At 63.6% G+C, this 26,415-nt stretch carries 29 protein-coding genes; 14 read left to right on the top strand and 15 right to left on the bottom strand.

Going from position 1 to position 26,415, the window contains the following annotated elements; all coding sequences use genetic code 11:
- Window positions 1-16: 16 nt before the first annotated feature.
- Window positions 17-1,708, bottom strand: coding sequence for a sensor histidine kinase (locus A9K71_RS26400; protein WP_245299793.1), 1,692 nt, complete (start codon window positions 1,706-1,708; stop codon window positions 17-19).
- A 209-nt stretch (window positions 1,709-1,917) separates the two neighbouring features.
- A complete protein-coding gene (locus A9K71_RS26395; protein WP_006201274.1) occupies window positions 1,918-2,619 on the bottom strand; it encodes a response regulator transcription factor in 702 nt (233 codons plus the stop codon).
- Between the two features lie 340 nt (window positions 2,620-2,959).
- Here A9K71_RS26395 and A9K71_RS26390 point away from each other — a divergent pair, with 340 nt between their 5' ends.
- From A9K71_RS26390 to A9K71_RS26375, 4 genes are all read left to right on the top strand, one after another.
- Window positions 2,960-4,570: a phosphoenolpyruvate carboxykinase gene (locus A9K71_RS26390; RefSeq protein WP_067002914.1), complete on the top strand. Its 1,611-nt coding sequence runs from the start codon at window positions 2,960-2,962 to the stop codon at window positions 4,568-4,570.
- A gap of 84 nt (window positions 4,571-4,654) precedes the next feature.
- A complete protein-coding gene (gene arfB, locus A9K71_RS26385) occupies window positions 4,655-5,092 on the top strand; it encodes an alternative ribosome rescue aminoacyl-tRNA hydrolase ArfB (RefSeq protein WP_067002912.1) in 438 nt (145 codons plus the stop codon).
- 86 nt (window positions 5,093-5,178) lie between these two features.
- Window positions 5,179-5,799, top strand: a complete 621-nt coding sequence (locus A9K71_RS26380) for an alpha-ketoglutarate-dependent dioxygenase AlkB (RefSeq protein ID WP_067003276.1) — start codon at window positions 5,179-5,181, stop codon at window positions 5,797-5,799.
- A gap of 58 nt (window positions 5,800-5,857) precedes the next feature.
- Entirely contained in the window at window positions 5,858-6,982 is a 1,125-nt protein-coding gene (locus A9K71_RS26375; RefSeq protein WP_067002910.1) for a phosphatase PAP2 family protein, read from the top strand.
- A gap of 113 nt (window positions 6,983-7,095) precedes the next feature.
- Here A9K71_RS26375 and coaA read toward each other — a convergent pair whose 3' ends face one another.
- The 9 genes from coaA to hisB form a co-directional block, all read right to left on the bottom strand.
- Window positions 7,096-8,055, bottom strand: coding sequence for a type I pantothenate kinase (coaA, locus tag A9K71_RS26370; protein WP_067002907.1), 960 nt, complete (start codon window positions 8,053-8,055; stop codon window positions 7,096-7,098).
- A gap of 84 nt (window positions 8,056-8,139) precedes the next feature.
- Window positions 8,140-8,463 (bottom strand): phosphoribosyl-ATP diphosphatase, encoded by a 324-nt coding sequence (locus A9K71_RS26365; protein ID WP_067002906.1) that lies wholly within the window; start codon window positions 8,461-8,463, stop codon window positions 8,140-8,142.
- A 9-nt stretch (window positions 8,464-8,472) separates the two neighbouring features.
- Window positions 8,473-9,267 (bottom strand): imidazole glycerol phosphate synthase subunit HisF, encoded by a 795-nt coding sequence (hisF, locus tag A9K71_RS26360; RefSeq protein ID WP_067003275.1) that lies wholly within the window; start codon window positions 9,265-9,267, stop codon window positions 8,473-8,475.
- Window positions 9,264-10,103 carry an arginase family protein gene (locus A9K71_RS26355; RefSeq protein WP_067002904.1) on the bottom strand — a complete coding sequence of 280 codons (840 nt, stop codon included), beginning with the start codon at window positions 10,101-10,103 and terminating at the stop codon, window positions 9,264-9,266. The genes hisF and A9K71_RS26355 overlap by 4 nt, the downstream gene beginning before the upstream one ends.
- Complete coding sequence (gene hisA / locus A9K71_RS26350; protein ID WP_067002902.1) at window positions 10,100-10,846, bottom strand: 1-(5-phosphoribosyl)-5-[(5-phosphoribosylamino)methylideneamino]imidazole-4-carboxamide isomerase; 747 nt, start codon at window positions 10,844-10,846, stop codon at window positions 10,100-10,102. Before hisA ends, A9K71_RS26355 begins: the two co-directional genes overlap by 4 nt.
- 2 nt (window positions 10,847-10,848) lie before the next feature.
- Window positions 10,849-11,139 (bottom strand): DUF1330 domain-containing protein, encoded by a 291-nt coding sequence (locus tag A9K71_RS26345; RefSeq protein ID WP_067002901.1) that lies wholly within the window; start codon window positions 11,137-11,139, stop codon window positions 10,849-10,851.
- Complete coding sequence (gene hisH / locus A9K71_RS26340) at window positions 11,140-11,790, bottom strand: imidazole glycerol phosphate synthase subunit HisH (protein WP_067002899.1); 651 nt, start codon at window positions 11,788-11,790, stop codon at window positions 11,140-11,142.
- A 1-nt stretch (window position 11,791) separates the two neighbouring features.
- Window positions 11,792-12,265, bottom strand: a complete 474-nt coding sequence (locus tag A9K71_RS26335; protein WP_067002897.1) for a DUF2628 domain-containing protein — start codon at window positions 12,263-12,265, stop codon at window positions 11,792-11,794.
- 4 nt (window positions 12,266-12,269) lie between these two features.
- On the bottom strand, window positions 12,270-12,869 hold the full coding sequence (gene hisB / locus A9K71_RS26330; protein ID WP_067003274.1) for an imidazoleglycerol-phosphate dehydratase HisB: 600 nt from the start codon (window positions 12,867-12,869) through the stop codon (window positions 12,270-12,272).
- A gap of 203 nt (window positions 12,870-13,072) precedes the next feature.
- Between hisB and hslV the strand changes: the two genes are divergently transcribed.
- From hslV to A9K71_RS26305, 5 genes are all read left to right on the top strand, one after another.
- A complete protein-coding gene (gene hslV, locus A9K71_RS26325; protein ID WP_067002895.1) occupies window positions 13,073-13,624 on the top strand; it encodes an ATP-dependent protease subunit HslV in 552 nt (183 codons plus the stop codon).
- Window positions 13,625-13,673: 49 nt separating this feature from the next.
- Complete coding sequence (locus A9K71_RS26320) at window positions 13,674-14,198, top strand: GNAT family N-acetyltransferase (RefSeq protein WP_067003273.1); 525 nt, start codon at window positions 13,674-13,676, stop codon at window positions 14,196-14,198.
- A 5-nt stretch (window positions 14,199-14,203) separates the two neighbouring features.
- Window positions 14,204-14,803: a DUF2585 domain-containing protein gene (locus A9K71_RS26315; protein ID WP_067002893.1), complete on the top strand. Its 600-nt coding sequence runs from the start codon at window positions 14,204-14,206 to the stop codon at window positions 14,801-14,803.
- A 5-nt stretch (window positions 14,804-14,808) separates the two neighbouring features.
- Window positions 14,809-16,119, top strand: coding sequence for an ATP-dependent protease ATPase subunit HslU (gene hslU / locus A9K71_RS26310; RefSeq protein WP_067002890.1), 1,311 nt, complete (start codon window positions 14,809-14,811; stop codon window positions 16,117-16,119).
- A 128-nt stretch (window positions 16,120-16,247) separates the two neighbouring features.
- Window positions 16,248-17,207, top strand: coding sequence for a DUF1402 family protein (locus A9K71_RS26305; protein ID WP_067002888.1), 960 nt, complete (start codon window positions 16,248-16,250; stop codon window positions 17,205-17,207).
- 18 nt (window positions 17,208-17,225) lie between these two features.
- Here A9K71_RS26305 and A9K71_RS26300 read toward each other — a convergent pair whose 3' ends face one another.
- From A9K71_RS26300 to A9K71_RS26285, 4 genes are read right to left on the bottom strand one after another with little or no spacing between them, the layout of a single operon-like run.
- Entirely contained in the window at window positions 17,226-18,035 is an 810-nt protein-coding gene (locus A9K71_RS26300) for a 3-methyl-2-oxobutanoate hydroxymethyltransferase (protein WP_067002885.1), read from the bottom strand.
- Window positions 18,036-18,072: 37 nt separating this feature from the next.
- Window positions 18,073-19,290, bottom strand: a complete 1,218-nt coding sequence (locus A9K71_RS26295; RefSeq protein WP_245299783.1) for an FAD-dependent oxidoreductase — start codon at window positions 19,288-19,290, stop codon at window positions 18,073-18,075.
- Window positions 19,291-19,306: 16 nt separating this feature from the next.
- Window positions 19,307-19,621 (bottom strand): MocE family 2Fe-2S type ferredoxin, encoded by a 315-nt coding sequence (locus A9K71_RS26290; protein ID WP_067002880.1) that lies wholly within the window; start codon window positions 19,619-19,621, stop codon window positions 19,307-19,309.
- Between the two features lie 46 nt (window positions 19,622-19,667).
- The gene (locus tag A9K71_RS26285) at window positions 19,668-20,774 is read right to left on the bottom strand and encodes a fatty acid desaturase family protein (protein ID WP_067003272.1); all 1,107 of its coding nucleotides are present in this window, start codon (window positions 20,772-20,774) and stop codon (window positions 19,668-19,670) included.
- A gap of 176 nt (window positions 20,775-20,950) precedes the next feature.
- Between A9K71_RS26285 and A9K71_RS26280 the strand changes: the two genes are divergently transcribed.
- The 5 genes from A9K71_RS26280 to iolG all read left to right on the top strand — a co-directional run bounded on the left by A9K71_RS26280 (window position 20,951) and on the right by iolG (window position 26,398).
- The gene (locus A9K71_RS26280) at window positions 20,951-21,982 is read left to right on the top strand and encodes a LacI family DNA-binding transcriptional regulator (protein WP_067002879.1); all 1,032 of its coding nucleotides are present in this window, start codon (window positions 20,951-20,953) and stop codon (window positions 21,980-21,982) included.
- A gap of 368 nt (window positions 21,983-22,350) precedes the next feature.
- Window positions 22,351-23,292: a sugar ABC transporter substrate-binding protein gene (locus tag A9K71_RS26275; RefSeq protein ID WP_067002877.1), complete on the top strand. Its 942-nt coding sequence runs from the start codon at window positions 22,351-22,353 to the stop codon at window positions 23,290-23,292.
- Window positions 23,293-23,472: 180 nt separating this feature from the next.
- Window positions 23,473-24,549, top strand: coding sequence for an ABC transporter permease (locus A9K71_RS26270; protein ID WP_067002876.1), 1,077 nt, complete (start codon window positions 23,473-23,475; stop codon window positions 24,547-24,549).
- 2 nt (window positions 24,550-24,551) lie between these two features.
- Window positions 24,552-25,322, top strand: a complete 771-nt coding sequence (locus A9K71_RS26265) for an ATP-binding cassette domain-containing protein (protein ID WP_067003269.1) — start codon at window positions 24,552-24,554, stop codon at window positions 25,320-25,322.
- 83 nt (window positions 25,323-25,405) lie between these two features.
- Window positions 25,406-26,398 (top strand): inositol 2-dehydrogenase, encoded by a 993-nt coding sequence (gene iolG / locus A9K71_RS26260; protein ID WP_067002875.1) that lies wholly within the window; start codon window positions 25,406-25,408, stop codon window positions 26,396-26,398.
- Window positions 26,399-26,415: the final 17 nt, after the last annotated feature.

Below are 26,415 nucleotides of genomic sequence, written 5' to 3'. Positions count from 1 at the left end.
TGTCTGGGAACGGAGATCAGCCTTCGGCCGGCAGGGTCACCACGAAGCGCGCGCCCTTGATCTCGCCCGGCTTGGTGCCGGGGATGTTTTCCGCCGTCAGCGTGCCGCCATGCGCTTCGACGATCTGCCGGCTGATCGACAGGCCGAGGCCGGAGTTCTGGCCGAAGGCCTCGCCGGCGGGCCGGTCGGTATAGAAGCGCTCGAAGATGCGATCGATCTTTTCGGCTCTGATGCCCGGACCGTTGTCGTCGACGGTGACGATGTTGAACTTGCCGGCGCGCGCCAGCGAGATGGTGATATGGCCGTGTTCCTCGGGAACGAAGGAACGCGCGTTCTCGATCAGGTTGGTGATGACCTGGCCGATCCTCAGATCATGGCCGACCACGACGTAGCCTTTGACGCCCTGCGGCAGCTTGGCGACCTTGAGCTCGATCTCGACCGACTTCTTGTTGCGCGTCGTCTCGCGCGAGACCGCGACAAGATCGGTGATGAACTTCTTCAGATCGACCGTCGAGGCATCCTCGCGCGCCAATTCGGCGTCGAGCCGCGACGCATCGGAAATATCGGTGATCAGTCGGTCGAGCCGCTTCACGTCGTGCTGGATGATTTCCATCAGGCGCGCGCGTGAGGTGTCGTTCTTGGCCAGCGGCAGCGTTTCGACCGCGCTGCGCAGCGAGGTCAGCGGATTCTTGAGCTCGTGCGAGACATCGGCCGCGAAGCTTTCGATCGCCTCGATGCGCGCATAGAGCGCGTTTGTCATGTCGCGCACCGCGATCGACAGATTGCCGATCTCGTCCTGACGGTCGGAGAAGTCAGGGATCTCCTCGCGGTTCTTGACGCCGCGCCGCACCCGTACGGCGGCAGCCGACAGCCGCCGCAGCGGATTGGCGATGGTGGAGGCCAGCAGCAGCGAGAGGATGGCCGTGACAAGCGCCGCGATGCCGAACACGCGCAGGATCGCCTTGCGTTCGGCCGCGACGATCTTGTCGATGTCGCCGCCTTCGGTGGACAGCATCAAGACCCCGAGCACGGCGCGGAAGCGCTGGATCGGCACCGCTACCGAGACGATCTGTTCGCCCTGCTCGCTTACCCGCACGATGGTCGAGGGACTGCCGGTCAGCGCCTTGACCACTTCGGGGAAGGCCGCGCCATTGCCACCGGGCTGTTCGTGATAGACGGGCAGGTCCTTGTTGCGGAAGAAGTCGAAGACGAATTTCTCGACGCGCTCCAACAGGCCGGGCTGCTCGTCGTCGACAGGCGGCAGGTCGTAGCGCAGGATCTGGCCGCGCGAATAGAGATGCCGCGAATCGAGCAGCAGGTTCGCGTCGCGGTCGTAGATGCGGGCGCGCGTGCGGGTCGGCGAGATCAGCCGCCGCAGCACCGGCGCCACGCGCTCGGGATTGATCGGGAAGTCGAGATTGTCGAGCTGGTCGGAGCCTGGCCCCAGGCTTTCGCCGGCCTGCAGCTCGAGCAGCTTTTCCGGATCGATGCTGATCGAGTCGGTCTCGACCGTCGCCGAGGCCGCGATGGCGCCGGCGATGATCTCGCCTTGCGTCATCAGGCTTTCGACGCGGGCGTCGATCAGCCCGTCGCGGAAGGTGTTGAGATAGAGGATGCCCGTGACCAGCACGGCGAGGCCGGCCAGGTTGAGAAACAGGATGCGCCGCGTCAGGCTGGAGAAGATGTGGTGGCCGAGGAAGCGGCGCATCGGCACCGTGACCTTCGACAGGAATGCAGGCACGATACGCGACGGGCGCTTCGCCGCGCCCGCCCGCCTGCCTCGCTCTGCTTCCACTGCCATCAACTAGCAGTCCCTGTCCGGTGAATGGTGCATGGCGAATGGAAAAATGGGGCGATTAGATAGAGCCCAGTGGGCCGCTCGCACCATCCACCATTCACCATTGACTATTCACTATATCAAGCTTCCCGAAACCGGTACCCGACTCCGTAAAGGGTTTCGATCATCTCGAAGTCGTCATCGACGGCCTTGAACTTCTTGCGCAGCCGCTTGATGTGGCTGTCGATGGTGCGGTCGTCGACATAGACCTGCTCATCATAGGCCGAGTCCATCAGCGCATCACGGCTTTTTACCACGCCGGGGCGCTGCGCAAGCGAATGCAGGATCAGGAACTCGGTTACAGTCAGCGTCACCGGCTCGCCCTTCCAGGTGCAGGTGTGCCGCTCCTGGTCCATCACCAGTTGGCCGCGCTCGAGCGAGCGCGCCTGCTGGCTGGGCGCCTTGGCGGCCGCCTCGCGGGCGCTGGTGCGGCGCAGCACCGCGCGCACCCGCTCGACAAGCAAGCGCTGCGAGAACGGTTTGCGGATGAAGTCGTCGGCCCCCATCTTGAGGCCGAACAGTTCGTCGATCTCGTCGTCCTTCGAGGTCAGGAAGATCACCGGCAAGTCGGATTTTTGCCGCATCCGGCGCAACAGCTCCATGCCGTCCATGCGCGGCATCTTGATGTCGAGGATGGCGAGGTTGGGCGGCCGCGCCGCCAGGCCTTCGAGTGCCGACGCGCCGTCGGTGTAGGTTTCGACGCGGTAGCCCTCGGATTCGAGCGCGATCGATACCGAAGTCAAAATATTTCGGTCGTCGTCGACAAGCGCGATTGTTGCCATTTCAAGCGGCTCCCTCATGAGCTGTCCCTTCTGTCGTCGAGAAAGGGCTTTTGCAGGACAAATTGGGTACAAAATGTGGCACGGGCCTTGTCCGAAGTCACGGGCGGCCTGCCGCTACACACGATCGCACCCGTAACCGGATTGGACGAACGAAGCCTGCCAATCCTTTGGGCAACCTCTGTGATTTTTTGCACATATAAACGATTTAAACAACTTTCAAAATTTTTAAATCGATTAATGATTTGATATCATTCGCCTTTTCTGGTTCTGACCCTAACTAGTCCCTTGCGCGTTCCGGCAATGACCGGTCAGACGCGGCCAAAATCCGGAGAGGAAATTGATGTCGGAAGCCGGCAAACGCAACCCCGACCGCGCCATTGACGCGATCGGCCTGAGGACCACGGGCACGGTGCGATATAATTTCGGCGCTGCCGAGCTCTATGAGGAAGCGATCCGCCGCGGCGAGGCGAAATTGACCGCGCAGGGCGCGCTGGTTGCCGAGACCGGCCAGCACACCGGACGCTCGCCGAAGGACAAGTTCGTGGTGCGTGACGACAGCACCGCCCCGCATGTCTGGTGGGAAAACAACAAGGCGATCTCGCCGGCGCAGTTCGAGACGCTCCTCGCCGATTTCCGCGCCCATGCTGCGGCCAAGGATCTCTATGTGCAGGATCTCGTCGGCGGCGCCGACGCCGAGTTCCAGCTGCCGGTTCGCGTCGTGACGGAATTCGCCTGGCACTCGCTGTTCATCCGCAATCTCCTGATCCGCCCGCAAGCCGCCGAGCTCGACCAATTCGTACCGCAGATGACGATCATCGACCTGCCGTCCTTCCGCGCCGACCCGGCCCGCCACGGCACCCGCGCGGCGACGGTTATCGCGGTCGATCTCACCCGCAAGATCGTGCTGATCGGCGGCACGTCCTATGCCGGCGAGATGAAGAAATCGGTGTTCACCGTGCTGAACTACCTGCTGCCGCAAAAAGGTGTCATGCCGATGCATTGCTCGGCCAATGAAGGACCCGCCGGCGACGCGGCCGTCTTCTTCGGCCTTTCCGGCACAGGCAAGACGACACTGTCGGCCGATCCATCGCGCACACTGATCGGCGACGACGAGCATGGCTGGGGGCCGCACGGCATCTTCAACTTCGAAGGCGGCTGCTACGCCAAGACGATCAGGCTGTCGGCCGAGGCGGAGCCTGAGATATTCGCCACCACTCAGCGCTTCGGCACCGTGCTGGAAAATGTCGTGCTCGGCGCCGACCGCGTGCCGGATTTCGACGACGGCCGCCTCACGGAGAACACGCGCTGCGCCTATCCGCTGGACTACATTCCCAATGCCTCGAAGACCGGACGCGCCAGCCATCCCAAAAACATCATCATGCTGACGGCCGACGCCTTCGGCGTGATGCCGCCGATCGCCCGGCTGACGCCGGCGCAGGCGATGTATCACTTCCTTTCAGGCTATACCGCCAAGGTCGCCGGCACCGAAAAGGGCATAACTGAGCCAGAGGCGACCTTCTCGACCTGCTTCGGCGCGCCCTTCATGCCGCGCCATCCGTCAGAATACGGCAATCTGCTGCGCGAGCTGATCGCCGGCCACGGCGTCGATTGCTGGCTGGTCAACACCGGCTGGACCGGCGGCGCCTATGGTACCGGCCGTCGCGTGCCGATCAAAGTGACGCGCGCCCTGCTCGGCGCGGCGCTCGACGGCTCGCTCAATGCCGCCGAATTCCGCACCGATGCCAATTTCGGCTTCGAGGTGCCGGTGGCGGTGCCGGGCGTCGACGGCGCCATTCTCGATCCGCGCTCGACCTGGGCCGACAAGGCGGCCTATGACCGGCAGGCCTCCAAGCTGGTCAACATGTTCGCCGCCAACTTCGAGAAATTCGAAACACATGTCGACGCGGCCATCCGCGGCGCGGCACCGCGCCTGCAGGAGGCGGCGGAATAGCTGCCGCTCCGAACATCTCTTTCTCCAGGACCCGGCTTCGGCCGGGCCTTTTCTTTTTCCCGCCGCCGCGCCATGACTGTGCGCATGAATGCCGACGACAGGATCATCATCGCCAGTGACGCGGTCATCCATCCGGACGACCTGCACGAGGACTTCATCCGCTCTTCCGGGCCGGGCGGCCAGAACGTCAACAAGGTGGCGACCGCCGTCCAGCTGCGCTTCGACGCCGCCAATGCGCCGGGCCTGTCGGAGCGGGTGCGGGAGCGCGCCATCAAGCTCGCCGGCCAGCGCGCCACCAAGGATGGCGTCATCGTCATCGAGGCCGGGCGCTTCCGCACTCAGGAACAGAATCGCGCCGACGCGCGAGCCAGGTTGACGGCACTGGTCGCCAAGGCGGCCGAGCCGCCGCCGCCGCCGCGCAAGAAGACGAAGCCTTCAAAGGGCGCCGTCGAGCGGCGCCTCAAGACCAAGGCCGGGCGCTCGACGGTGAAGAAGCTGCGCGGCCGGGTTGAAAGCGACTAGGGGCCGACATCCGACGACGGCCGCTTTCGGGTCGCGAAGCCGTTCTGCCGGTGGCATGCTCGGACGAACTGATCGGATCGAATGCCATGCTCGTTCTGCCCAAGGGCGTTCGCCATATGCCGGGGTATCTGCCGCGCACGGAGCAGGAAGCGCTGGTCGAGGAGATCAGGCGCGTCGTGCAGGCGGCGCCGCTTTACGTGCCTGCCATGCCGCGCACCGGCAAGGAGATGAGCGTGCGCATGACCAATTGCGGCGCGCTCGGTTGGGTGACCGACCGCGAGCGCGGCTATCGCTACCAGCCGATGCACCCGGTGACAGGCGAGCCCTGGCCGCCCATCCCCCAAGCCCTGCTAAAAGTGTGGCGCGAGGTGTCGGCCTGTCCGCACGCGCCGGAAGCCTGCCTCGTCAATTTCTATTCGAGCGAGGCCAAGATGGGCCTGCACCAGGACCGCGACGAGCAGGATTTCGCAGCACCCGTCGTTTCGGTGTCGCTCGGCGACGACTGCCTGTTTCGGATCGGTCACACCACGCGCGAAGGCGGCACCAAATCGTTCAGGCTGAAGAGCGGCGATGTCGTCGTGCTTGGCGGCGAGGGACGCCTCTGTTTCCACGGCGTCGACCGCATCTACCCGGCGACCTCGGCGCTGTTGAGGAGTGGCGGCCGTATCAATCTGACGCTGCGGCGGGTAACGGTGCCCGCAAGCTAACGAAATCTAGAAGTTTTCCTCATAAAGACGGGCAGCTATTGCAGCTTGGGGCTCGGCAATGACGCAAAGCTATTCGGTCCTCCGCGGCCTGTGGGCAATCGTCACGGAGGCAGCCCAACTCGTTCGCAGGGATTCGGGCCTCTATCTGGCCATCGTCATTTATGTTTTGGCCGGGCTGATCTTTCTGAACGCGATTGGCGCCGCCAACCGCCTCGCGTTCTCGATATATTTCGGGTCCTGGATTTCTCTCAACGGCTTCGCACTTCCCACAATAGCCATCCTTGCCGACGCAATTCTCATTATGCATCGCTTCAATTCCCGGCGACGTTTGGCTGCGAAAAGAGTGTTTTCGACCGGGCGGTTGGCATACTCGCTATCGGGATTGTGCCTTCTGATGGCGCTCATGATCTTTCAGGGCAATTTCACTTCAGTGAAAAACGGAATGTCGGCCTGGCAAGGCGGTTTTCAATTCGATGTCCTGCACGCCGACATCGACGCTTTCCTCCATTTGGGCGCCGATCCGTGGCGCTGGCTCTACTCCGTGGCCGAAAGTGATCTGGTGCGCGCCATAATAGAATGGAACTACAACGTCTTCTGGTTTCTGCTGAATTTCGTCGGCTTGTTCTTCGTCGCGACATCGCCCATGGTGGCATCGGTCCGAACGCGCTATCTCGCCTGCTTTATGGCAGTCTGGATTGTTGTCGGGAACATCCTGGCGGCGCTGTTCCTCTCGGCGGGTCCGGCATTTTACGGCGCGGTCACGGGAGACACGGCGCGGTTTGGTGAACAGCTTGCATTCCTGGCCCGCGGGGCTGGGTCGAGCAACTCCGCTGCCGCCTACCAGCAGTATCTATGGTCGCTGTATGAGGCCAAGCAGACCGGTTTTGCCACGGGTATCTCGGCGTTTCCCAGCGTTCACGTCGGCCTTGCGATGCTCAATGCATTATTCGTGCGCGAATACAGCCGCCTGCTCGGCGTCTTCGCTCTGCTCTACGTAGCCTTTGTTGCTGTCAGCTCGGTCTATCTGGCATGGCACTATGCAATAGACAGCTATGTAGCCGTCGTCGTCGTGTCTGTGATTTACGTCGTCGCTCGCAAGCTGATCCCCGCCGACCGTCGCCTCGTGCCGAACATGCCGGTCGGAGCCGTCAACCGTCCCGTGGCGGCCGCTACGGTCTGCTGAGACCCGGCTCCTTATCGAAGCTGCCGCCGGCTAAGAACAAAGACCAATTTGAAAACGCGTCGCTTGAATCGGCGCCAGGCCATGCGCTTTAGGCGCCGGTCCGCTGGATTCGATCAGAGTTTCCGCAATGCCACCTCTTCGACCAGGTGGTTGGCGCCTTTGCGCAGGATGAGGTCGGCGCGCGCCCTGGTCGGCAGGATGTTCTCGCGCAAATTCTTCAGGTTGATGTTGCTCCACAGGCCCTCGGCGATGGCGCGGGCGGCATCCTCCGACAGCTGCGAATAGCGGTGGAAGAAGGAGTCCGGGTTGCGGAAGGCAGTCTCGCGCAGTCGCATGAAGCGCTGGGTGTACCACTGGTGGATCAGCTTCTCGTCGGCATCGATATAGATGGCGAAGTCGAAGAAATCCGACAGGAACGGCACGATCTTGCCGTCCTTCGGCAGCTTGCCCGGCTGCAAAACATTGATGCCTTCGAAGATCAAAATGTCCGGCCTGTCGATGGTGACGAACTCGCCCGGAATGACGTCGTAGGTCAGGTGCGAGTAGACCGGGGCCCGGACGTCGCGCTGCGCCGACTTGATGCCGGACAGGAAGCGGAGCAGGGCGCCGACGTCGTAGCTTTCTGGAAAGCCCTTGCGCTCCATCAGATTGTTGCGGCGCAGGATCTCGTTCGGCAAGAGGAAGCCGTCGGTGGTGATGAGATCGACCTTCGGGCTCGACGGCCAGCGCGCCAGCAGTTCCTTGAGCACGCGGGCGGTGGTCGATTTGCCGACCGCGACCGAGCCGGCGATGCCGATGATGAACGGCGTCTTGACGACGTCCTGCGCGTTGAAGAAGGCCTGGCGCTGCCTGAAAAGCAGCTGGCTCGCCTCGACATGCGCCGAAAGCAGACGGGAAAGCGAGAGGTAGATGCGCTTGACCTCTTCGAGGTCGACCGGGTCGTTGAGCGAACGCAGCCGGTCGATCTCGTCCTCGGTCAGCGTGAGCGGCGTGTCGGCGCGGAACTGTGACCATTGCTCGGCCGAGAAGAAACGAAAGGGGGAGTATTTCTCGGTCGGAGCAAGCTGGTCCATCGAGTCTCCTGCCCTCCTAGAGCATGATGCCGAAAAGTGTGGAGCGGTTTTCGGACGACATCATGCTCTATCCGTCTTTAGCGGTCAGCCCCGGGGCCGGGACGCCTTTTCGGCGACGCCCGAGCGGCCGGTGCGGCCCTCGAGCTCCTTCATCACGTCCTGCAGCGGAATGCCCGCGATCGCGAGGACGACCAGCCAATGATATAGAAGATCGGCGCTTTCTGAAACGAGGGCCTGCCTGTCGCCGCGAATGGCGGCGATCACCGCCTCGACCGCTTCCTCGCCGAGCTTCTGCGCCGCCTTGTCCATGCCCTTGGCGAACAGTTTTGCCGTCCATGAGTCCGGGTCGCCGGAATGGGCGCGCTGATGGATTATCGTTTCCAGCTCGGCGAGCGAAAATTGAGCCATAGCAGTGGTTTAAGTCCGATGCACGGTCGAGTCCAGCCGCATCGGCAGGCCGGCGCCCGCCATATGCGCCTTGGCCTCGGCGATGGTGTAGGTGCCGAAATGAAAGATCGAGGCGGCAAGCACGGCGGCGGCATGGCCATCGCGGATGCCTTCCACCATGTGATCAAGCGTGCCGACGCCGCCCGAAGCGATGACCGGCACACGCACGGCATCGGCGATCGCGCGGGTCAGCGCGATATCGTAGCCGGCCTTGGTGCCGTCGCGGTCCATCGAGGTCAGCAGGATCTCGCCGGCGCCGCGATCGACCATCTTCTTGGCGAACTCGACCGCGTCGATGCCGGTCTTCTCGCGCCCGCCATGCGTGAAGATCTCCCAGCGATCGGCCTCGCCGGCAGCCGATACTTTCTTGGCGTCGATGGCGACGACGATGCACTGGTTGCCGAACTTGTCGGCAGCCTCCGCGACGAAATCCGGGTTCTTCACCGCTGCCGTGTTGATCGATACCTTGTCGGCGCCGGCCAGAAGCAGCCTTCGGATGTCGGCCACCTGGCGCACGCCGCCGCCGACGGTGAGCGGCATGAAACATTGTTCGGCCGTGCGGGCGACCACGTCGAAGATCGTCTCGCGATTGTCGGACGATGCGGTGATGTCGAGGAAGCAGAGCTCGTCGGCGCCCGCCTCGTCATAGGCCTTCGCCGCCTCGACCGGATCGCCGGCATCGACCAGGTCGACGAAATTGACGCCCTTGACCACGCGGCCGTTCTTGACGTCGAGACAGGGAATGACGCGGGCTTTCAGCATCAGCGCCCCTCCATGGTCGACAAAAGGTCGACCACCAGCTCGCCGACCTGCGGCGGCACCTCGCCCTTCGGGTCGAACGCCGGATCGTAGGCGGAAATGGTAAGTCCGGCGATGCTGAGCGGGCCGGCAAAGCCGCACATCGCGGTGCGGACCTGCTCCGGCGCCGGGCCGCCGAGCGTTGCGTAACGATTGGCCTGCAGCGTTTCCGGATCATGCACGTCGAGGTCGACATGCATGTGAATGCGCTCGGCACCCGTGGCCTTCAGCTTCGCCGCGGCCACTGCCCAGTCCGGACACTCGGTGCGGATGATCGGCAGCTTCTCCAAAAGCTCTTTCTCGGCCGTATCGAGGTCGCGTGCGTTGACCAGGACACAGCGGGCCGGCTCGATCGGCTTGAAGCCGGGAATCTGCGCCGCCATGCGCCGCCAACACAATCCAAGCGCCGTTGCCAGCGCCATGCCGTCGAGAAAGCCGGAGGTGGAGGTTTCCGGCGTGTTGAGGTCGCCATGCTGGTCGGCCCAGATGATGGCGTCCGCGCCTTCACCGGCCACCGCGCCCGCGCTGGTCAGGCAGTTGCCGGCCAGAACGATGGGAAAGCGCCCATTGTCCAGCGCGATGCGGACCTCGCCCGAAACGACGTTGCAGACGGCAAATCCCGTGCCGATCTCGCGCTCCTGCTCGTCCTCGACGACCTTGCCGATGTCGCGCACCTCGACGTCGTGACCGGCAAGCTTCAGCGCCTCGGCCAGCCCGCCGGAGATCAGCGCATCGGGGCCTTGGCCACAGCGGCCGTGAAAGTGGCCGCTGTCATAGGACGCCAGGATGATCGAGATGTTCACGCTCGTGCCTCCGCGTGGTTGCCGCGCAGGATGGCGAGCGCCTCCGCCGGGTCGATGCGCCCGTCATAGAGCGCGCGGCCGGAGATCGCGCCCTCCAGGCGCTTCGCATCGGGCATGGTCATGCGCACGATGTCGGCGATCGAGGCCAATCCGCCGGAAGCGATCACCGGGATCGACACCGCCTCGGCGAGATCGATGGTGGCATCCCAGTTGATCCCGGAGAGCACGCCGTCGCGGTCGATGTCGGTGTAAATGATGGCGGCCACGCCCGCACCTTCGAACTTCCTCGCCAGTTCGATGACGCCGAGTTCCGAGGCTTCGGCCCAGCCCTCGACCGCCACCTTGCCGCCCTTGGCGTCGATGCCGACCGCTACCTTGCCGGGAAAGGTCCTGCATGCCTCCTTCACCAGTTCGGGCTCCCGCACCGCCACGGTTCCGAGGATGACTCGCGCCAGCCCGCGGTCCAGCCAGTCCTCGATCTGCGCCAGCGTGCGGATGCCCCCGCCGAGCTGCACCGGGTTCTTCGTCGCCTTGAGGATGGCGCCGACCGCCGCGGAATTGACGCTCTGTCCCTTGAAGGCGCCGTTGAGGTCGACGACGTGCAGCCATTCGAAGCCTTGCTCTTCGAAGGCTCGTGCCTGGGCCGCCGGGTCATCGTTGTAGATGGTGGCGGTTGCCATGTCGCCGTGCTTCAGGCGCACGCATTTGCCGTCCTTGAGGTCTATTGCCGGAAACAGGATCACGATCAGGCGCCCTCGACGATGGCGAAGTGGCCGGTCGATGCCGCCAGCCGGAATTTCAAGGCTTCCTGGTACTCGGGCGACTGATAGCAGGCGAGCGCCCTGTCGTAAGAATCGAACTCCACCACGACATGGCGGTTTCCCGTTGCCCCCTCCGGGTCGGTATGGCGGCCGGCCCGAACAGCAAACTTCGCGCCAAATTTGGCGAAGGCCTTCGCGTTGGCCTCGATGTATTTCTTGTAGGTGTCCGGGTCGCGGACATCGATCATGGCGATCCAGTAGCCCTTCTTGCTCATTCAGGGCCTCCAATTCAGGAAATTGGTGATCAGCGCCAAGCCGAGCGCCTGGCTTTTCTCGGGATGGAACTGCGTGCCGGCAAAGTTGTCGCGGGCAACGGCCGCCGTCACCGGCCCGCCATAGTCGGCCGTCGCCAGCACCTCGGCCGGGTTCCTCGCATCCAGGTGGTAGGAATGGACGAAATAGGCGTGCAGCCCTTTCGGACCGGTCTCGATGCCCGAAAACAGCGGATGCTTGCGCGCGAGCTCGATCGTGTTCCAGCCGATCTGCGGGATCTTTAGTGCCGGATCCTTCGGCGTGATTTCCTTGACGTCGCCGGCAATCCAGCCAAAACCCTCGGTGACGGTCTTTTCCAGCCCGCGTTCCGACATCAATTGCATGCCGACGCAGATGCCGAGGAACGGCCGCCCTTTGCGAAGCGCCGCCTCTTCCACCGCTTCCCACATGCCGGTGACGGCATGCAGGCCGGCCGCGCAGTCGGCATAGGCGCCGACGCCCGGCAGGACGATGCGGTCGGCGCTGCGCACCCGCTCGGCGTCGGCGGTGAGATCGATGGTCGCGGCGATGCCCGCCTCATGCGCGGCGCGCTCGAAGGCCTTGGTGGCCGAGCGCAGATTGCCCGACCCATAGTCGATGATCGCTACCCGCATGTCAGGGCCTTCCCGGCGTATGGGTCAGCCCCAGCGCCATGCCCGTCTGCGCCGGCCGCGCCAGGTTGGTGTCGGGCACGATGTGCGGCATCGGCGCCTGTTCCTGCGTGCGCTCGCTGGCTTCGAGCGCGTGACGGACCTCGGCATCGCCGAGCCTGCCGGCCTCGACGACGCCCCATTCCCGCCAGCCGCGGCGGCGGAGCGCCGCGATCCGCAGGGCCTGGCCTTCGAAGCCGATATAGAGCGACACCAGCAGCGAGAGCGCCGATCCAGCCCATTCAAGCCTTAGTTTCTCGCCGAGCATGGACAACGCCGCCATGGCCGCGAAGGTGAGCAGGGCCTCGATCCAGAGGCGGTGCCAGGCGAGCCAGATCGGCGAGAACAGGAAGCCGAGCCAGGTGAAGCTGTCGCGCACTAGGGCGGCGTCCTTCTCGTTGCCCCCCGCAGGCGGCTCCATCACGACATAGATGGCCATAGGGTTATCCTTTCAGGGATCCCTTGGTGGACGGCACCGCATCGGGCTGGCGCGGGTCAGGCTCCAGCGCCACGCGCAGCGCCCTGGCCACGGCCTTGAAGCAGGTTTCCGCAATATGATGGTTATTGGCGCCGTAGTGGTTGGTCACATGCAGCGTTATGCCCGCGTTCTGCGCCAGCGCCTGGAAGAATTCGCGCACCAGCTCGGTGTCGAATGTGCCGATCTTCGGCGACGAGAAGGAAACGTTCCAGACCAGGAACGGCCTGCCGGAAACGTCGATCGCCGCCCGGGTCAGCGTCTCGTCCATAGCCAGCCCGATCGAGGCATAGCGCATGATGCCGCGCCGCTCCCCCAAAGCCTTGCTCAGCGCCTGGCCGATGGCAATGCCGGTATCCTCGACCGTGTGATGGTCGTCGATGTGAAGATCGCCTTTGGCCTCGATCGTCATGTCGATCAGCGAATGGCGCGACAGCTGATCGAGCATGTGGTCGAAGAAGCCGACACCCGTCGAAATGTCGGATTTACCCGTGCCGTCGACATGGACCGATACGGAAATCTCGGTTTCCTTGGTCTTGCGGCTGATTTCTGCGGAACGGGGCGGCATCAGTCTGTCCTGTTCAGAGGCGCGGGCTTGAAAACGAGAGCCTTCTATCAGCATGATCCGGCGATTGCCAGTTGCCATTCCGGACTGTATCGGCCTTGCCGCGGACGGTTTGCAATCACTCGCCCTATGCATACATATGGCCGATCAAAGTCACTCGTACCGCGCCAATCGCCTTTGAGGGATAGCGCGACTCGGAGCAGGAAATGTCGAATGAACTGACCATGCACGCCACGACCATCGTCACCGTGCGCAAGGGCAGCAAGGTTGTCATCGCCGGCGACGGCCAGGTCAGCCTTGGCCAGACCATCATGAAGGGCAACGCCCGCAAGGTGCGCCGCATCGGCAAGGGCGGCAGTGTCATTGCCGGTTTTGCCGGCGCCACCGCCGACGCCTTCACCCTCCTAGAACGCCTCGAAGCCAAGCTCGAACAATATCCTGACCAACTGACCCGCGCCTGCGTCGAGCTCGCCAAGGACTGGCGCACCGACCGCTACCTGCGCCGCCTGGAAGCGATGATGCTGGTCGCCGACAAGTCGGTCTCGCTGGCGCTGACCGGCACCGGTGACGTGCTCGAGCCAGAACATGGCGTCATGGCCATCGGCTCCGGCGGCAACTACGCGCTCGCCGCCGCCCGCGCGCTGATGGACACCGACAAGGACGCCGAGGAGATCGCCCGCAGGGCGATGCAGATCGCCGCCGACATCTGCGTCTACACCAACAGCAGCTTCGTCGTCGAAACGCTCGATGCCGCCTAGGCGGCCGGCCATGATCCCGAAAAGTGGGAATCGGCTTCTGGAACAGATCATGGTCGAACAGGAAGACAGCTACGATTTTCGGCCGGTCACCCAAAACGATCTGCCGATGATCGCCCGCTGGCTTGCCGAGCCGCATATCGCCGAATGGTGGGGCGATCCGGAAAAGGAGATCGCCGAGATACGCGAGCATATCGGGTCGGTTTCGGTGGAGCCGCTGATCGTCGAATTGGGCGGCAAGCCGATCGCCTATCTGCAGAGCTACGATCCGCATCTCGAGGACAACCATCCTTACGCCGACCAGCCGTTCGGCACGCTGGGTATCGATCTGTCGATCGGGCCGCCGGACCTGGTCGGCATCGGCCACGGCTCGGCCATCGTCCGCCAGTTCGTCGCGGAACTGTTCGAGGAAGGCGCGCCGCGCGTCGTCATCGATCCACATCCCGGCAATGGCCGCGCCATCCGCGCCTATGAAAAGGCCGGCTTCAGGCCGATCGGCCGCAGGCATTCGGAATATGGGGACGTCGTGCTGATGGCCGTCGATGCGGCCGAAATCGACCAACAAGAGGGGGACTGATCACAATGACCGCATCCGGGGGAGACAAGACGCTGTCGGCCTATGAAGACAGCTGGCGCATGGGGCTGCTGCTGGTGCTGGCTCTCGTCGTTTTCCAGGCCGGCATTCTCTACGGCATGGGCCATCCGCCGATCTGCACCTGCGGCTACGTCAAGCTCTGGCACGGTGTGGTGAATAGCTCGGAGAATTCCCAGCACATCGCCGACTGGTACACCTTCTCGCACATCATCCATGGCTTCCTGTTCTATGCGCTGGCCTGGGCTCTGTTCCCGCGCTCGCCCGTCGGGCTGAGGCTGGCTTTCGCCGTCCTCATCGAGGGCGGCTGGGAACTCCTGGAGAACAGCCCCTTCATCATCGACCGCTACCGCGCCGGCACTATCTCCCTCAACTATTACGGCGACAGCATCATCAATTCGGTGTCCGACACGCTGTTCATGGCGCTCGGATTTGTGATGGCGCGAAAGCTCCCTATATGGGTGATCGTGGCCCTGGCGCTCATTTTCGAATTCGGCACGGGCTACATCATCCGGGACAATCTGACGCTCAACGTGATCATGCTGCTGCATCCGTTCGAGTCCATCAGGCAGTGGCAAAGTGGAATTTGAGTAATATGAGCACCTTTTCTCCCCGCGAAATCGTTTCGGAACTCGACCGCTTCATCATCGGCCAGAAAGACGCCAAGCGCGCCGTGGCGATCGCCTTGCGCAACCGCTGGCGCCGCCAGCAGTTGGAGGGCCAGATGCGCGAAGAGGTGATGCCCAAGAACATCCTCATGATCGGCCCGACCGGCGTCGGCAAGACCGAGATCTCGCGCCGGCTGGCGCGGCTGGCCGGCGCGCCTTTCGTCAAGGTCGAGGCCACCAAGTTCACCGAGGTCGGCTATGTCGGCCGCGACGTCGAGCAGATCGTGCGCGATCTCGTCGAGGTCGCCATCGGGCTGACGCGCGAGAAGATGCGCGAGGACGTCAAGGCGCGCGCTCACATCAATGCCGAAGAGCGCGTGCTCGAAGCTTTGGTCGGCAAGACCGCGAGCCCGGCCACGCGCGACAGCTTCCGCAAGCGGCTGCGCGACGGTGAGCTCGACGACAAGGAGATCGAGATCGAGGTGGCGGACACCGGCACCGGCGGCATGCCGGGCTTCGAGATCCCCGGCATGCCGGGCGCCAATATCGGCGTGCTCAACATCAACGACATGCTGTCGAAGGCGATGGGCGGCAGGAAGACCAAGTCCCGCAAGACGACCGTGAAGGAATCCTACGCGCTTCTGATCAATGACGAGTCCGACAAGCTGCTCGACCAGGACGAGGTGGTTCGCCAGGCGCTGGAATCGGCGGAGAATGACGGCATCGTGTTCCTGGACGAGATCGACAAGATCGCGGCCAGGAGCGACATTTCGGGCGGTCCCTCGCGTGAAGGCGTTCAGCGCGATCTGCTGCCGCTGGTTGAAGGCACCACCGTTGCGACGAAATACGGGCCGATCAAGACGGACCATATTCTTTTCATCGCCTCGGGCGCGTTCCACGTCTCCAAGCCTTCGGACCTGCTTCCGGAGCTGCAGGGCCGCTTGCCGATCCGGGTCGAATTGCGTGCCCTGGAGAAGCAGGATTTCGTCCGCATTCTCACCGAAACGGAGGCCAGCCTCATCAAGCAGTATATTGCGCTGATGAAGACCGAAGGCGTCGAGTTGGCCTTCACCGACGACGCCATCGATTCGCTCGCCGGCATTGCCGTCGACCTCAACGCCAATGTCGAGAATATCGGCGCCAGACGCCTGCAGACGGTGATGGAGCGGGTGCTGGACGAGATTTCCTACGACGCGCCGGACCGCCACGGCACGGCGGTCACCATCGATGCCGACTACGTGCAGAAGCATGTCGGCGATCTCTCGCGCAACACCGACCTGTCACGGTTCATCCTCTAACGGGCGAGCCCGGCGATGTGTGGCCAGATGGTACCATCTGGCCACCTTTCGTCCCGTCGGAAGCTTGCCTCGTCTCGACTCTCCCACTCGCTTTACCTAGTTTGCCGCCGACTTGAAGGCGGCGGTGGATGAAGAAACGCATACTTCTTTTTGTTGGGCTGGCATTGGCTGCGGCGGTGGCAACGGCGAACGCGGCGACCATGGTGCCGCCGGGTAATCGCAACAGCGTGCAGCCGGATATTCCGGGCGCTTCCAGCCGGCGCACCCAGGCCACCAACACCACCTTCCAGGCCAAGTATCGCAAGGTCTACGCGCTCTTGCAGAACGATGCCGAGCTGCGCGCCAAGATCAGGAAAGTGGCGGCCGCCTACGACATCGATCCGATGCACATCGTCGGCGCCATCGTCGGCGAGCACACCTACAATGTCGACGCCTATGATCGGCTGCAGACCTATTACGTCAAGGCAATGTCCTACCTGTCGAGCAAGCTCACCTTCGCTTATGAAGGGGAGGACGTCAGCGATTTCGTTGAGCGGCCGCAATTCCAGAAATGCGCCGCCATAACCGACAGCTACGATCTCTGGGAATGCCGCGAGCAGGTGTGGAACCATTCCTTCCGTGGCAAGACCGTCGGCGGGACCAGCTTCCCCAACGACCGCTTCGGAGCCACTTTCTTCCAGCCCTACTATGCCGGCCAGACTTTCGGACTCGGCCAGCTCAACCCGCTGACGGCGCTGCAGATGAGCGATCTCGTGCACAAGGTCTCCGGCCTGCCCGAGCTCGACGTCAATGATCCGAACACGGTCTACAAGACCATCATGGATCCCGACCTCACGCTGCCTTACGTCGCTGCGACCATCAGGAAGTCGATCGACGCCTACAACAGCATCGCCGGCTTCGACATCTCGCACAATCCGGGCCTGACCGCCACGCTCTACAATGTCGGCAACCCCGAGCAGCGCGCCTATGCGTTGGAGGAGGAGAACGAGAAGCGTCGCGCTGCCGGGGAACCGGAAAAGCTGCCCGAGGAGAATTATTACGGCTGGCTGGTCAACGACAAGCTGGACGAGCTGAAGACGCTGTTCTAGCCGGCTGAGCCGCGTGGCTCAGTAGCCTTCCGAGGCGAGAAACGCCTCGAACTTGCGCATTTCGCCGGCATCCGCCTCGACCATGTGCCGCGGCTCTGGATAGGCGCCCGACTGGATATCGTCGGCATATTCGCGGAAGGCCGCGATGCGCTCGCTCTGCAGGCGGTCGAATTCCGCCGCGAAGTCGCGGTAGCGCTTGGCATGGCGCGGATAATGGCCGCGATTGCTGCCGAGCACGTCTTCCGCGAATAGATATTGCGCGTCGCAGCCGGCGCCCGCGCCCATCGAAATCATGATCAGCGGCGTCCGCCGCGAGATCGCGCTTGCAACCGACGCCGGCACAACTTCGATCTCGGCGGCGAAGGCGCCGGCGGCTTCAAGGTCCTTGACCTGCTTCCAGACGAAGGCAGCACTTTCGGCCGCCTTGCCGACCGCCTTGAAGCCGCCCGTCCAGGTCGCATGCGCCGGGATCAGCCCGACGTGACCGCAGACCGGAATATGCTCGTCGCGCAGCCGGCGGATGGTCTGCAGGCTGGCCGCGCAATACATGGCGTCGGCGCTGGCCGCGCGCAGCTTCACCGCCATGCGCAGGATCTCGTCGGTGGTTGCGCCCAGCTTGATGCGTTCGTCGCCGGGAATGGCAAAGCAGGTGGGCGCGGCGTCGCGAAAACGCGGATCGAAGATAAGATCATAGGGGACCGAGATGATGTCGATTCCGGCACGCTCGGCGGCCTCGGCCTCCTCCAGCGAGAAAACGCGCAGCTTCGAAAGCTGGCGCTTGCCCTTCAGCAATTGCAAATCGGCGACGGTCGGTCTGTTGCGTGCCATGTCCGTGGATTCCCTCGTTTCCAGCGATTACTCGGGCCTATGCCGCCAGCAGCGACTTCAGCTTGACCGATTGCGAGCCGAGCGCCTCAGGCGCGGGCGTCGCCCGCTTCGCGATCAGCATCTCGGCCAACCGTATGTCGCGCGCCACCGCATTGCCGGGCCCGATGCCGCTGGCGGCGACCAGCCTGCCGTCCTCGGCCAGGTGGAACAGAATGAAGGCGCCGTCGTCGAGGTCGCGCCGTACGGTCGAGCGGCCTTCGTCCGAAAGCCCGGCGATCTGCAGCGTGAGCCCATATTGATCCGACCAGAACCATGGCACCGCGGCATGCGCCTCGTTGGCGCCCAGCATGTTTTTCGCGGCGAGCGCGCCCTGCTCTTGCGCGTTGCGCCAGGCTTCCAGCCGCACGCGCCGGCCGCCATAGACGGCGAGCGGGAACGAGCAGCAGTCGCCGGCGGCAAAAACATCCGGATCCGCGGTGCAAAGGTTCTCATCGACGGCGATACCGTTGTCGATCGCAAGTCCTGCTTCGGCGGCGAGCGCCGTCACCGGCACCGCGCCGATGCCGATCACGGCAAGATCGGCGACGATTTCCTGCCCGTCGGCAAGCGTGATACGAACTTGCGTGCCGTCATCGGCAATCGCCGTGATGCCTTGGCCGGTAAGCACCTTCACGCCTTCGGCCTCATGCGTCTTGTGAATGATTTCAGCGACCTCGGCCGGCACGCCGCGCATCAGGATGCGCGGCTGAGCCTCGAGCACCGTGACCGTTGCGCCTAGCTTGCGCGCCGAAGCGGCAAGCTCGAGGCCGATGAAACCGCCGCCGATGATGGCGACGCGGTTCTCCGGCTTAAGATGGGCGCGGATCGCGAGCGCGTCGTTGAAGGTCCTGAGATAAACGCAGCGGCCGCCCAGACCAGGCATCGGCAGCTTGCGCGGCACGGACCCGGTCGCGAGCAGCAGCTTGCCATAGCCAAGCGAAGAGCCGTCGGAGAGGCGCACGAGATGCGCGGCGCGGTCGATAGCGACGGCCCGAACGGAATGGATGTGGCGGATCGAGCGTTCGGCCAAAAGCTCGTCGCTGGCGATCGCCTTGATGAGGGGCGCCTCGCTGGTCATCGCCTCCTTCGACAGCGGCGGCCGTTCATAGGGCAGATGCGGCTCGTCGCCGACCAGCGTCACCGGCCCTTCATGACCAAGGTCGCGCAGGGTAAGCGCGGCACGACCGCCGCACTCGCCGGCGCCGATGATGACCATTCCTCCCGCCATTCCGTCACCCAAGCTGAATGAGGACTTTGCCAGCGTCGACCTTGACCGGATAGGTCTTGAGATTGACGCAGACCGGCGCCCCGCGCGCGTCGCCGGTCTTGTAGTTGAAGCGGCCATTGTGTTTTGGACACTCGATGATGTCGTCCATCACCAGCCCATCGGCCAGATGCACTTTCTCATGCGAGCACAGGCCGTCGGTCGCGTAATACTCGTCCTCCGGGCTGCGATAGATGGCGTAGGTGCGGCCGGCATGATCGAACCGCATTACGTCCTCCTCGTCGATGTCTCCGGCCGCGCAGGCCTCGACCCAGTCGCTCATGTCGTCCTCCGGCGAAATTCTTCGTTGTCGGTTGTGTCGGATCCGGTCACTCGGCCGCGGCCGCTACCGGATTGTCGTTGTGGAGCTCTTCCCGGTAGGGCTTTGCCGTCGGCGGCAGCTCGCGCTTGAGGAAGTAGTCCTCGTTGCGCAGCTGGCGCAGGAAGGCCGGGATCATCTCGCGGTAGCCGGCCAGGATCGACGGCGTCGGCGCCGGCAAATCGTGCTTGATCAGCTCATGCAGCTTGGGCAGCGCGTGGTAGGGCACCATCGGGAACATGTGGTGCTCCACATGGTAGTTCATGTTCCAGTAGATGAACCGGCTGATCGGGTTCATGTAGACGGTGCGGCTGTTCAGCCGATGGTCGATGACATTGTCGGCCAGCCCGCCATGCTGCAGCAGCCCGGTCATGACGTGATGCCAGGCGCCGTAGAGGCGGGGCAGGCCGACGAGCATCAGCGGCAGCCATGAATGCAGATAGAGCGCCAGCGCGATGGTCGCGACATAGATGGCGAGCCAAATACGGGCGATGCGGATGGCCTTGGGCTGCTCCTGTTCCGGGATGAAGGTCTGTTCTGCGGCGCTGATGACGCCGGCGGCATTGCGCACCATGTCGGTCATCGCATGCCAAGCATCGAGCACGCCGAAAAAATTCAGCACAACGCGCAAAAGGTCCGGCGGTCGCATGACGGCGATCTCCGGGTCGCGGCCGACGATGATGGTGTCGGTGTGGTGGCGTGTATGGCTCCAGCGCCAGGTCACCGGATTGCGCATGATCATGAAGCAGGCGAGCTGGTAGACCGCATCGTTCATCCATTGGGTGCGGAAGGCGGTGCCGTGACCGCATTCGTGCCAGCGGGAGTCGGTCGAGGAACCGTAGAGCGTGCCATAGACAAAGAAGAACGGCACGCACCACCAGCTGCCCCAGAACCAAGCGCCGCCCGCGCCACTGAGGAACAGCGCACCGAGCCAGACGATGGTGTCTCGGATAGCGGGCTGGTCGGAGCGCTGCATCAGCTCCTTCATCTGCTTGCGCGGGATCTCGGTGTGGTACCACTGGGCCGCCGAAAGACCGTTCTCGACCGCGCGCTTGGCGTCGCGGCCGGTCAGGCTGTAGTCGCGTCCGGACGGCGCCGGAGACGTGATTGCCGTCATTGCGGGGTCCTCCATCAGCACCTGGCGAATGGCCCTCGGCAATGCCGCGCCTTGCCCATGGCTGGCTTCGACTTCACCATAGCGCCAAGTCATGATAGCCTCAATGTCACAAAGATAGATTCTATCATTTTCTATCAGATTGGGCTAATCTGAGTCGGGCAAGCGATGGAGCACTCATGGCAAAGCGGCCGACAATCACCGATCTCGCGCGCGTTTCAGGCTTCAGCGTCGCCACGGTCGACCGGGTGTTGAACAATCGCCTGCCGGTGCGCGAGGAGACGGCGCGTCGCGTCTACGAGGCGGCGACCGACATCGGCTATCACGCCGCTGGCCTGATCAGGCAGCGCATGCGCCAGGAGTTGCCCGAATATCGTCTCGGCTTCCTGCTGCTGCGCGGCAATGACGTTTTCTACGGCGATTTCGCGCGCGAGCTGGAGCTTGCCGTCTCGCAATCGCAACGTTTCCGAGGCACTGCGACGATCGACTTCGCCGCTTCGCTGGCGCCCGATGAGATCGCCGCCCAGATGCGCAAGCTGGCGGCGAAATCCAGGGCCATCGCCGTGGTCGGTCCGGATCATCCGACGCTGACGGCGGCGGTGGAGGCGCTGAAGGCGCGAGGGCAGCCGGTCTTTTCGCTGCTCTCCGACTTCGCCGCCGGCATCCGTGAAGGCTATGTCGGGCTCGACAACCGCAAGGTCGGACGCACCGCGGCCTGGATGATCGCCAAGGCCGCCAGCAAGCCAGGCAAGGTCGCGCTTTTCGTCGGCAGCCACCGTTTTCATGGTCACGAGCTGCGCGAGATCGGCTTCCGCTCCTATTTTCGCGAGCATGCGCCGGATTTCACTGTGATGGAGACGCTGGTCAACCTGGAGGCCAACCAGGTGACGCATGATGCGATGCTCGAGCTTCTGGCTCGGCATCCCGACCTTGCCGGCTGCTACGTCGCTGGCGGCGGCATGGAGGGCGCGGTCGCGGCGTTGAGGGCGGCGAAGCCGGCGCATATGCCGGTGGTCGTCTGCAACGAGATCAATGCGGAGTCGCGCGCGGCACTTGCCGACAACATCCTGACCATGGTGATCTCGACCCCGCTGGCGGCGCTCTGCCGCGAGCTTGTCGGGCTGATGGCGCATGCCATCGAGACCGGCGCCGCCAATGCGCCCGGCCAGACTTTTCTCCCCTTCGACATCTATCTGCCGGAAAACATCTAAGCCGCCTCCCGTCGGAATGATGTGATCCATCAGGCTGATGGAATTCTTTCGCGCCGTGAAATCGCCCGGAAGTCCGCCGCAGCACGTTTGCATGCCCGGCCGCGAGGGCGCTGCACGCTTGCCTCCATCGAAAAACCGGCACGTCCATTTCGAATCTCCCTTGACGGCTGCAAGCGAAATGGAATAAATATTTCACCAACTGGGTATTTTGGTTCTTTCGTTCCGGAACATCTGTTTCAAACAGAGGACCAGGCGTTCCATTATGCGAGGAAAACGCCGCCGGAAGGGCCATGGGAGAGATTCCCCGGTAACATCGGGGATTCCGGTTCAATCGGTGCAGCCGGACACCAAGTGGAGGAGAAACTAAAATGAAGAAACTGCTTTTGGGCGTCGCGCTTTCGGCGCTGATGTGTTCGTCCGCCTTCGCCGCCAAGATCGGCGTCTCGATGGCTCTTTTCGACGACAATTTCCTGACCGTGCTGCGCAACGGCATGATCGCACAGGCCAAGGGCATGGACGGCGTCGAACTGCAGGTCGAGGACGCGCAGAACGACGTGGCCAAGCAGCTCGACCAGATCAAGAACTTCGCCGCTTCCGGCGTCGACGCGATCATCGTCAACCCGGTCGACACTTCGGCCACCCAGGCGATGTCGGATGCGGCGGCCGCGGCCAAGATCCCGCTGGTCTATGTCAACCGCGAGCCGGTCAATGTCGACAAGCTGCCCGACAACCAGGCTTTCGTCGCGTCCAATGAGGCCGAGTCCGGCACGCTCGAGACCAAGGAAATCTGCCGGCTGTTCAAGGAAGCCGGCAAGAAGGAAGCCAATGTCTATGTGATCATGGGCGAGCTTTCCAATCAGGCGGCGGTGCAGCGCACCAAGGATATCGATGAAGTGATTGCCACGCCGGACTGCAACTTCATCAAGATCATCGACAAGCAGACCTCGAACTGGAAGCGTGACGAAGCGCAGAACCTGATGACCAACTGGCTGTCGTCCGGCAAGCCGTTCGACGGCGTCATCGCCAACAATGACGAAAGCGCCATCGGCGCCATCCAGGCGATGAAGGCCGCCAATATCGACATGAAGTCGGTCGTGGTCGGCGGCGTCGACGCAACCCAGGACGCGCTGGCCGCGATGCAGGCGGGCGATCTCGACGTCACGGTCTTCCAGGATGCGGCTGGCCAAGGCGCGGGCGCGCTCGATGCGGCGCTGAAGCTCTCCAAGGGCGAGAAGGTGGAGCGCAAGGTCTACATCCCCTTCCAGCTCGTGACGCCGGCGAACATCGACAAGTTCCTGAAGAAGAACTGACGCCGCGCCAACGCAATTCCAGGAAGTTTTCCATACGGACTTGCGTGAGGACAAACCCTGGAGCGGCGCTCCGACGCATCGAGTTGGCTGAAATCGGCTGCAGACAGAGCAGCGTCGCTCCCTTCCTTCTCCCGCCCGACCGGGCGGGAGAGCGGGCGCGGTCATTCGGAGGAAGAAGACGTGTCACAGACATCGCATGGCATTGGCGGGCTGAGCTATGACGCCAAGAAGCGCCCCTGGCCTGCCGAGTTCAACGTGTTTCTGGCGCTGGTCATCCTGGTCGGCGCATTCGAGCTGATCGGCCGCGTCTTCCTCGGCGACAGCTTCCTCTTCAACACCCGCGATAACGTCGATGCTATCTTCAACGAGCAGCGGCTGCAGATCATCATCCTGCAGGTGTCGATCGTCGGCATCATAGCCATCGGCGTCACGCAGGTCATCATCTGCGGCGGCATCGACCTGTCCTCGGGCTCGATCGTCGGCGCCACCGCCATGATCGCCATGAGTTTCGCGCAGGTTGCGACCGTCAACGGCAATCCCAACCCCAAGGCGATGTTCATCGCCTATGGCTGGACCGACCTGCCGGTCATCGTGCCGCTGCTGGTCGCGATCGGCTGCGGGCTGATTGCCGGCCTGATCAACGGCGCCCTGATCGCCTACACCCGCATTCCGCCGTTCATCGCCACGCTCGGCATGATGGTCACGGCGCGCGGCATCGCCAAATGGTGGTCGAAGGGCCAACCGATCTCGTTCCCGACCGACAGCTTCGCGGCCATCGGCAAGGGGCTGATGCCGGTCATCATCTTCATTTCACTGGCGATCCTGTTCCAGCTCGTCCTGAGCTACACCCGATACGGCAAGCATTGTTACGCCATTGGCTCCAACGAGGACGCCGCGCGCATGTCCGGCATCAAGATCGCCAACCACAAGGTGCTGGTCTATGTGATTGCCGGCATCCTCGCCTCGATCGCCGCGGTGGTGCTTTCCTCCAAGAACCTCACCGCCCAGGCCGGCATGGGCGTGATGTACGAGCTCGACGCCATCGCCATGGCGGTCATCGGCGGCGTCTCGCTCTCGGGCGGCCGCGGGTCTATCATAGGCACGGTGATCGGCTCGCTGATCTTCGGCGTTATCATTTCCGGCTTCACCTTCCTGCGCCTCGACGCCTACTACCAGGAGATGGTCAAGGGCGTGATCATTGTCGGCGCAGTCGTTCTCGATCAATGGCGCCAGCGCCGCCGGGCGATAGGAGCTTGACCATGTCCGATATCGTTCTGAAGACCGAAAACCTCACCAAGCATTATGGCGGCGTTCACGCGCTGCAGGAGGCGAATTTCGAGCTGCGCAAGGGCGAGCATGTCGCCATCATGGGCGACAACGGCGCCGGCAAGTCGACCTTCGTGCGCCAGATCACCGGCGTCGAGCAGCGCACCGACGGCAAGATCTGGTTCGACGGCAAGGAAGTGAACTTCGCCGGCCCGATCGAGGCGCGCGAGGCCGGCATCGAGACCGTGTTCCAGAACCTGGCTCTGGCCGACGACCTCGACGTGCCGTCAAACCTCTTCCTCGGCCGGGAGAAGGTGCTTTTCAACCTCGGCCCCTTCTCGATTCTCGACCGCAAGGCGATGCGCAGGGCGACGGAGGCGGCGCTGATCCGCACCGCGGTGAAGATCCCGAACCTTTCCAGCACCATCCGCCACATGTCGGGCGGCCAGCGCCAATGCGTGGCGATCGCCAGGACCGCAACCTTCGCCTCCAAGCTGATCATCATGGACGAGCCGACCGCAGCGCTCGGCGTGCAGGAAACGGCGCAGGTCGAAAACATCATCCGCACGCTGAAGGAGAACGGCGAGCCGCTGATCCTGATCAGCCACAACATGCGCCAGGTCTTCGACCTGGTCGACCGCATCGTCGTCTTCCGGCGCGGCCGCATCGTCGCCAATTTGCGCAAGCAGGACACCGACGGCAACGACATCGTCGCTTACATCACCGGCGCCAAGACCGGGCAGGCGGAGCTTCAGGCCGCCTGACCAGGCGCCACGACGGGACCAGACCAAATCGTCCGCGCCGGCCGGCGCGGACACGTTTTAGAGCCACCCTCAAAGGACATTCCATGACTCTCCGCTTCGCTCTTCTCGGCGCCGGCCGTATCGGCAAGGTGCATGCCCGCGCCGTAGCCTCAAACCCGCAGGCCAAGCTGGTGGCCGTGGCGGACGCCTTCGAGAAAGCGGCGACGGAGCTTGCCTCCGCCTATGGGGCCGAGGTGCGCAGCATCGACGCCATCGAGCAGGCCAAGGACATCGACGCCGTCATCATCTGCACGCCGACCGACACTCACGCCGACCTCATCGAGCGCTTCGCCAGGGCCGGCAAGGCGATCTTCTGCGAGAAGCCGATCGACCTCGACGTCAAGCGCGTCGAGCAGTGCCTGGCCGTGGTCGACAAGGCCGGCGCTACGCTGATGGTCGGCTTCAACCGCCGCTTCGACCCGCATTTCGCCGCCGTCCGCAAGGCGATCGACGACGGCGCCATCGGCGATGTCGAGATGGTCACCATCACCTCGCGCGATCCGGGCGCGCCGCCGCTCGACTACATCGCGCGATCCGGCGGCATTTTTCGCGATATGACCATCCATGATTTCGACATGGCGCGCTTCCTGCTCGGCGAAGAGCCGGTGGCGGTCAGCGCGCACGCCTCGGTGCTGGTCGACAAGAAGATCGGCGAAGCGGGCGATTTCGATTCCGTCAGCGTCATTCTGGAAACGGCGTCCGGCAAGCAGGCCGTCATCTCCAACTCGCGCCGCGCCACCTATGGCTACGACCAGCGCATCGAGGCGCACGGCTCGAAGGGCATGGTTGCGGCCGAGAATCAGCGGCCGGTGTCGATCGAGCTCGCCAATGACAAGGGCTACACCCGCCCGCCGCTGCACGATTTCTTCATGACCCGCTATATCGACGCCTACGCCAACGAGATCGCTTCCTTCATCGCCGCCGCGACTGCCGGCAAGAAGGCGGCGCCGAGCGGCAAGGACGGGCTGGTCGCCTTGAAGTTGGCGGATGCGGCCTTGGAGTCTGCCAAAACGGGCAAGACCGTCCGCGTCGCCTGAAGGTTTTGAAATCGATT

Source organism: Mesorhizobium sp. WSM3873 (assembly GCF_001672445.1).
In the GTDB taxonomy this organism is placed as follows: Bacteria; Pseudomonadota; Alphaproteobacteria; order Rhizobiales; family Rhizobiaceae; genus Mesorhizobium.
Note: the sequence above shows the minus strand (reverse complement) of the source record. Positions and strands in the feature narration are given on the sequence as shown.